Raw genomic sequence first — 5,768 nt, 5'->3', positions numbered from 1 at the left:
TGACCCAAAAACCATAATCAAAGGTGGGTCAGTTCTCGATGGAAAACCTGGGTCACTTCTGGGTGGAAATTAACACTCCGTCCTCGCCGACGAGGCAAGGCACGGTCCAGCCGAACTCGGCCATGCTGGCGGCCAGCTTCGCGACCTGATCGGCACCATGCAGCTTCGCGTTCTTCGCATAGGGCTGCAGGCGCGACAGCGGCCAGGTCTCGATCCGCTCTGGGGCAAAGCTCAGCGTCATGGGGGTGGGTTCGCCTCGATTGGGAGTGGATACCGTGGACTCCGGATGCCAGCGGCCGGACTGGACTCCGGGAAGGGTCCAGTGGCCACGGCGGAATCCGGGTCCATGGGTTTGATTTCTTGTGGTTTTCAGCGTAGCGAGGGTGGATTCCGGACAGGGTGGCATCCCAAAAAATCTGCCCTGTCACTGGCGATGCGCCGCGCTTCGCCCGCCAGCATACGAATGTCGCCAGGAAGGAACCAAGATATCAAAGACTTGGCAGTTCGGACCCGGAGTGGTCCCCTCGCCGGACCCCTGAAGCCAGCGGCGCGGCCTCAGCCTGCGCGCTCCTCTCCCGAGTATGCCCTGATTGATAGCCTCAAAACGGCAGGCTGTCTCGGCGCACGATGTCTCGCAGGAAATTGTCTCGCAAATGCAGCTAGACTTGACAGCCTTTACAGCCGTTATTGTCCGACGACTGCAGACATCATCAAGCGGGCAGTCTGTTCGACGTCTGTAGTTGGTCCAATGCGATGGCGACCAACCGCCGATCGAAGATCTTCAACTTGCGCTGTCCAGCGGCTTCCCCACCAGCCCAGCCCTTAAGGCCTTCCATCACTCCCTCAACAGTCGGTTCGATATCGTCGTGCTGCATCATCCAGTCGACAGTCGCCAGAAGTTCCATACCGAGGGGCGACTCGAAGCCATCAATGGTGGCCGAAGCCCATTCCAGTACGCTTGAGAACTGCTTGCCTTCACCGGAGTTCAGATAGGCTTGCACCCGATCGTATTTAACGTCGTTGAACCAAATGAGATCCATGGGATCGGCATCCGCGAGGCGTTTGTCGCACCGGAGATAACTGCCGTCGAGACTATCGAGCAGCTTCGTCAGGTTATGCGAATAAGGTCCGTACTTGTTTGCTTGGAACCTGAACTTGAGCGCATCGGACCCTCCGAACCGCGTTACACCGCGCTCGAGGAACCAACCTAGCTTCTGGACCTCAAGAATCGAACACTCGATCCCAAGGAGGGAGTACCGACGAACCATCTCAGCCACCAGTGCGCGTGCCGGGGTGAGCTTCTCGACACCGGTGCGCTTGGCGACATTCTGATACTTGGAAGTCGGCTCGTAGACGATGGCATTGACGACATCAAGTTCCGCCAATGCCGCCTCGATAAGAGGACGCACGTCGCTCCAGTCGAGGCCTCCATTACCGCAGCCGAGTGGAGGAATTGCAATTGAATGAATTTTCTTCTCTTGAATTACTCGGACAAGATCCTTCAATCCATCCTCGACCCATTCGATCTTGGTTTTGACTCGCCAATGGGTCTTGGTCGGGAAATTGATGATCCAGCGCGGCCCGAAGAGTTCCTTGTTCTCGGTAACGAACATTTTGCCAATACGGACTTCGCCCGCATCGCAGGCGCGCGCATAGGCTTCGAAGTTTTTTGGAAATTGCTCCTTAAACATCAGGGCAATTCCTTTGCCCATGATTCCGACCGTGTTCACGGTGTTCACCACCGCGTCGACGTCGGCTTCAAGAAGATTGCCCTGCGTGTAAGTTACCATCAGAAATACCAGCCAGGTCGCGCCACAATTTTGAGATCGAGCCCAACCTCCTCCCGTTGCCGTTCGAGTGTTCCTTTTTCGTTCTCACTGAGGCAGACTATGCCTGCAAGGTGCTCGACTGGCAAGTGCCTGTGCACCAGCGCCTCGGCCTGGTAGCGGTCTGTCTTTTCGGGATCATCGACATCGCGTTTGAAGTCCCTCCGCTGCAGGATGCCCCAGTCGATCTTGTCGAGGTCGTCGAGCGAGGTGAAGAACTGCGCAGTCTGGAGGTATGCATGACGATCCGAGAACACGGTCGCTACGCCTCGATCCGCGAGCCCACGAAGTGACGACGCCATGATCACGATCTCCGCGTTCGGGAACTGACGAATACCTCCGTAACCAGTCTTGATATTGTACATCATCATCGAAAATGGCGTGAAATAGAACGGTATGTAGTCTGATAGTGTTCCACCCGGGGGCACTGGAACATTCCGTGCCGTCCGACGCTGAATCAGTTCAAGGTTCCCAATTCGCACGAAATTGGGGTCCTGCACACCGGAATTCTTGCAATGAAGCCCATGCCTGAGGATCCACGGCACATTGTTGATGTGCGTGATCCTAAAGATCAGTGCTTTTTCGGCGGTCAAGTTGGCCATGTCCCGATATCGATACAGTCTGGACCGACTTCCCTCAAGATGCTGTATAGCGGCCAGCGCCGTCGACCACGAAGCCGATTGACCGCTTCTGCGGTACCTGCTTGCCATTCAACCGCCAGACGATAACCGCGACGCCATACTGCCAGCGTCGGTTCGCCGTTGCCCGGCTGATCCCGAGTTCCCAGCAGATCGGCTTCCACGGCGTGCCATTCGCTCGAAGCCAGACGAGCCTTGCGTCGTCCTTCTCGAGCCAGCGCAGCCAGAGCATCGCCTCCTCGGCCTGCGTGATCTGACGCGGGCTGGGCCTCGGGCGACGCATCTGCGGCTCCTGACCGACCTTGTCGGCGAAGCTGTGGAAATACTCGGGCCAGGCGTTGAAGAAGCCCTGCGGCATCACGCCCGGCATCTGTCGCATCACGCCCGCCGCGAGCTCCAGCCGGTCCTGCACCTGCGCTGTGGTCCACTCACCCATGACGCGCCTCCCGTTCCCGCTTGCCATAGAGCCGCTCGCCGAGCTGGCGCACCAGTTCCCGCTCGGGCCAGGTCAGGCGATCGTCGTCGATGGCGACGGCCAGCAGGCCCTGTTCCTTCCAGCCTTCGCGCTTGACCTCGTCGGGGTTGCGGCGGCGACCGCCGTAGCTCTTGGGCGTGAACCGCATGCCGCTCATTGCACACCTCCCCGGGTCTCCAGCGCCCAGAGCAGGATCGCGATGGCGTCGGCCTCGTTGTCATCTGCGGGCGAGAAGCCGCGCGCGCGGGCGGCGGCCATCATGGCGTCCTTGTTCGCGTTGCCCTTGCCGGTGGCGTGGCGCTTGATGGTGCCGACCGGCACGCCCTGATAGGCAACGCCCGCGGTCTCCGCCCACGACGTCAACGTGGCGAGCAGCCCGCCATAGACATGGGCAGCGTCGGTGCCGACGTGTCTGCGCACCTCCTCGAAATGGATGGCGGTGATGGTGCCGGCGTCGTTCGCCAGCTGCTCTAGCCAGCCCCGGAACCGCAGGTAGCGCATGCCGCCGCCGTCGTAGCGGCTGGGTCGGAAGGACACGGTGCCGCTGGTGATCAGTCCGTCAGCGGCCTGCAGGGCCCAGCCGGTCGTGGTGCCGAGATCGAGGGCGAGGACGACAGGCACGCCGGGGAACGGGGCGCTCATGGGTGACGGGGTCAGAGATACGTGGGCCATGATGGGCTCCTTTCCGGGTTGCTGCTCGATGGGGTGACGGGCGGGACATGCAGCCTTTGAGACTGCCCAGGGGTAGGTGGTGAGGAACGGATCCTCCTTCACCTGATGCTTGCTCAGCTTCTTGGTGTGGTGGATCAGGATGATCCCGCAGTCGGAGTTCACGTGGTCGCGAAGCACCTCGACCCGGTCCTTGAGAAAGAACATCATCGCAGCGTTGTCGTTCTCGCCACCGCCGTCAGGTCCGCCGTCGAACAGGTTGCGGATCGGGTCGATGCACAGGATGTCGACGGGCTCGGCCGGGAACGCCTGCTGGATCGCCTGCGCGACCAGCGCGCTGCCACCCTCATCGAGCAGGAGTTTCAGCTTCGGCGTGACGACAAGATTTTCGCGGGCGGCGGCCATCACCTCGGGCGGCAGGCCGATCTGCTGCATGCGCTCGCGCAGATAATGGTACTGGATCTCGGCCTGCAGATAGAACACGCGCAGCGGCCGTGGCGGCGTGAAGCCAAGGAACGAAACACCGGCAGCGGTAACGTTGGCGCGGGTGCTGGAGCCGTTCCCGGCAGAGTGGCAGATGCAGCAAATTTGAGAAAGGACCGTGTATACTCACTCTCTGATGCGTCGTCGCTGCTTCCTGCAAGCCAACAGAGCCGCTGGTTCGCCGAACGGTCAAGATGGGACGCATCAACCACTGTTTGGAGCATATTTTGTGTCGCATTTGCTCCCGGAGTCTGCCAGTAGTAGCGCATGACTGAATCGCTCGATCCCGCGCCCGAATCTCCGGTCGAAGAAAAGACCCGCGCCCGCAGCACCCCGACTTCCACTGTCGGGAGGGGGAAGGCGATCAAGCGTGCAGATCTGCCTGAGGCGGATCAGTGGTCCGACGGTCAGACGACGGTCATGTTCGGGGATAGCCTCGATCACTACGCTGCTTGGGATGCGCCCGATTGCATCGTATCAGACGGCGCCTACGGGGTTCTCGGTTTTGAGGGCGATACATCCGATCATACCGGCATGCCCGAATGGTATGAGCCGCATATCGCGGCGTGGTCGGCCCGTGCCAAGGGCAGCACCATGCTCTGGTTCTGGAACTCAGAGATTGGCTGGGCGACCGTTCACCCAGTCCTAGAGAAACATGGCTGGCGTTACGTGAACGCCAACATCTGGGACAAGGGCATCGGTCACATTGCTGGAAACGTGAACACAAAGAAGATCCGGCGCTTTCCCGTCGTCTCCGAAGTCTGCGTTCAATACGTTCGCGAGCCCCGCGTGAAAGGTCGCCATATCAAGTTCTGGTTGCTCGAGGAATGGAAGCGCACTGGCCTTCCGGTTCGCGAGTCGAACAAGGCGTGCGGGGTCGCCGACGCCGCAACACGGAAGTATCTCGACCAAGGGCATCTCTGGTATTGGATGCCGGCCGAGAAATTCCAGATGCTGGTCGACTACGCCAACACGCACGGCATCCCTGAAGGTCGCCCTTACTTCTCGCAAGATGGCGTGCGCCCAATGACCTCCGCCGACTGGGAAGAGACCCGCTCTCACTTCGAGTGCCCTCATGGCATGACGAACGTGTGGAGCCGCCCAGCATTGCGTGGAGCAGAGCGTATCAAAACGAACGGCGCATCTGGTCGGGCAGTGCATCTCAACCAGAAGCCGCTCGACCTCATGACCAGGACCATCGAAGCGACGACCCGGCCCGGGGAGGTCGTGTGGGAACCGTTCGGCGGCCTGTTCTCTGCTTCAGTCGCTGCGCGGAGACTGGGACGAAGGTCGTTCTCCGGAGAGATCGACCCAACCTACTTCCATTACGGTCTGGAGCGGATCATTCGAGAAGCTGGTCAGCGTCCTCTTCTTTGATGTTGAGCTTCTCTTCGAGGATCTTTGCGACGTACCCATCAGCGCGTCGCACCTCTTGCTCGGCGGCCTTGATCTGACGAGCCGCAACCTCGATCGCGTTCTGGTCTTGCTTCTCCTCAGCAGTTTCCTGCGCCTTGATCGCTTTCCGCAGTTTCGCTTCAGCTTTGGCGCTCGACCGGAAAAGGTTCGCCCACTGCGAGATCGTCATTCCCTGGCTCTTTAGCGTAACCGCCCGATTCCCGCCCCAGTCTGACCGTAGTATGCTCAGTCCATGGAGATTGATCGGGACAAGATCGACGA

At 60.1% G+C, this 5,768-nt stretch carries 7 protein-coding genes and 1 pseudogene; 1 reads left to right on the top strand and 7 read right to left on the bottom strand.

Annotation, left to right across the window (positions count from 1 at the left end; all coding sequences use genetic code 11):
* Positions 1–64: 64 nt before the first annotated feature.
* The 6 genes and pseudogenes from ACFOM8_RS22325 to ACFOM8_RS23155 all read right to left on the bottom strand — a co-directional run.
* Positions 65–241, bottom strand: a pseudogene (locus tag ACFOM8_RS22325) (DNA methylase); the annotation flags it as partial.
* A gap of 469 nt (positions 242–710) precedes the next feature.
* Complete coding sequence (darG, locus tag ACFOM8_RS22320; RefSeq protein WP_377764570.1) at positions 711–1,790, bottom strand: type II toxin-antitoxin system antitoxin DNA ADP-ribosyl glycohydrolase DarG; 1,080 nt, start codon at positions 1,788–1,790, stop codon at positions 711–713.
* Positions 1,790–2,428 (bottom strand): type II toxin-antitoxin system toxin DNA ADP-ribosyl transferase DarT, encoded by a 639-nt coding sequence (gene darT, locus ACFOM8_RS22315; RefSeq protein WP_377764569.1) that lies wholly within the window; start codon positions 2,426–2,428, stop codon positions 1,790–1,792. Before darT ends, darG begins: the two co-directional genes overlap by 1 nt.
* Positions 2,429–2,462: 34 nt before the next feature.
* Positions 2,463–2,900, bottom strand: coding sequence for a DUF6362 family protein (locus ACFOM8_RS22310; protein WP_377764568.1), 438 nt, complete (start codon positions 2,898–2,900; stop codon positions 2,463–2,465).
* Positions 2,893–3,096 carry a hypothetical protein gene (locus ACFOM8_RS22305; protein WP_449301521.1) on the bottom strand — a complete coding sequence of 68 codons (204 nt, stop codon included), beginning with the start codon at positions 3,094–3,096 and terminating at the stop codon, positions 2,893–2,895. Before ACFOM8_RS22305 ends, ACFOM8_RS22310 begins: the two co-directional genes overlap by 8 nt.
* Positions 3,093–4,187, bottom strand: coding sequence for an AAA family ATPase (locus tag ACFOM8_RS23155; RefSeq protein ID WP_449301522.1), 1,095 nt, complete (start codon positions 4,185–4,187; stop codon positions 3,093–3,095). The genes ACFOM8_RS22305 and ACFOM8_RS23155 overlap by 4 nt, the downstream gene beginning before the upstream one ends.
* 171 nt (positions 4,188–4,358) lie before the next feature.
* Between ACFOM8_RS23155 and ACFOM8_RS22290 the strand changes: the two genes are divergently transcribed.
* Complete coding sequence (locus ACFOM8_RS22290) at positions 4,359–5,468, top strand: DNA methyltransferase (RefSeq protein WP_377764567.1); 1,110 nt, start codon at positions 4,359–4,361, stop codon at positions 5,466–5,468.
* On the opposite strand, the gene ACFOM8_RS22285 is transcribed toward ACFOM8_RS22290, so the two are convergent.
* A partial coding sequence (locus tag ACFOM8_RS22285; RefSeq protein WP_377764566.1) for a hypothetical protein occupies positions 5,434–5,768 on the bottom strand: 335 nt, incomplete at its 5' end. The two genes, ACFOM8_RS22290 and ACFOM8_RS22285, sit on opposite strands and share 35 nt — an antisense overlap.

This window comes from Paracoccus angustae, assembly GCF_042648745.1.
GTDB lineage: Bacteria > Pseudomonadota > Alphaproteobacteria > Rhodobacterales > Rhodobacteraceae > Paracoccus > Paracoccus angustae.
The sequence above is the reverse complement of the archived record's forward strand: the minus strand, read 5'-3'. Positions and strand labels throughout refer to the sequence as shown.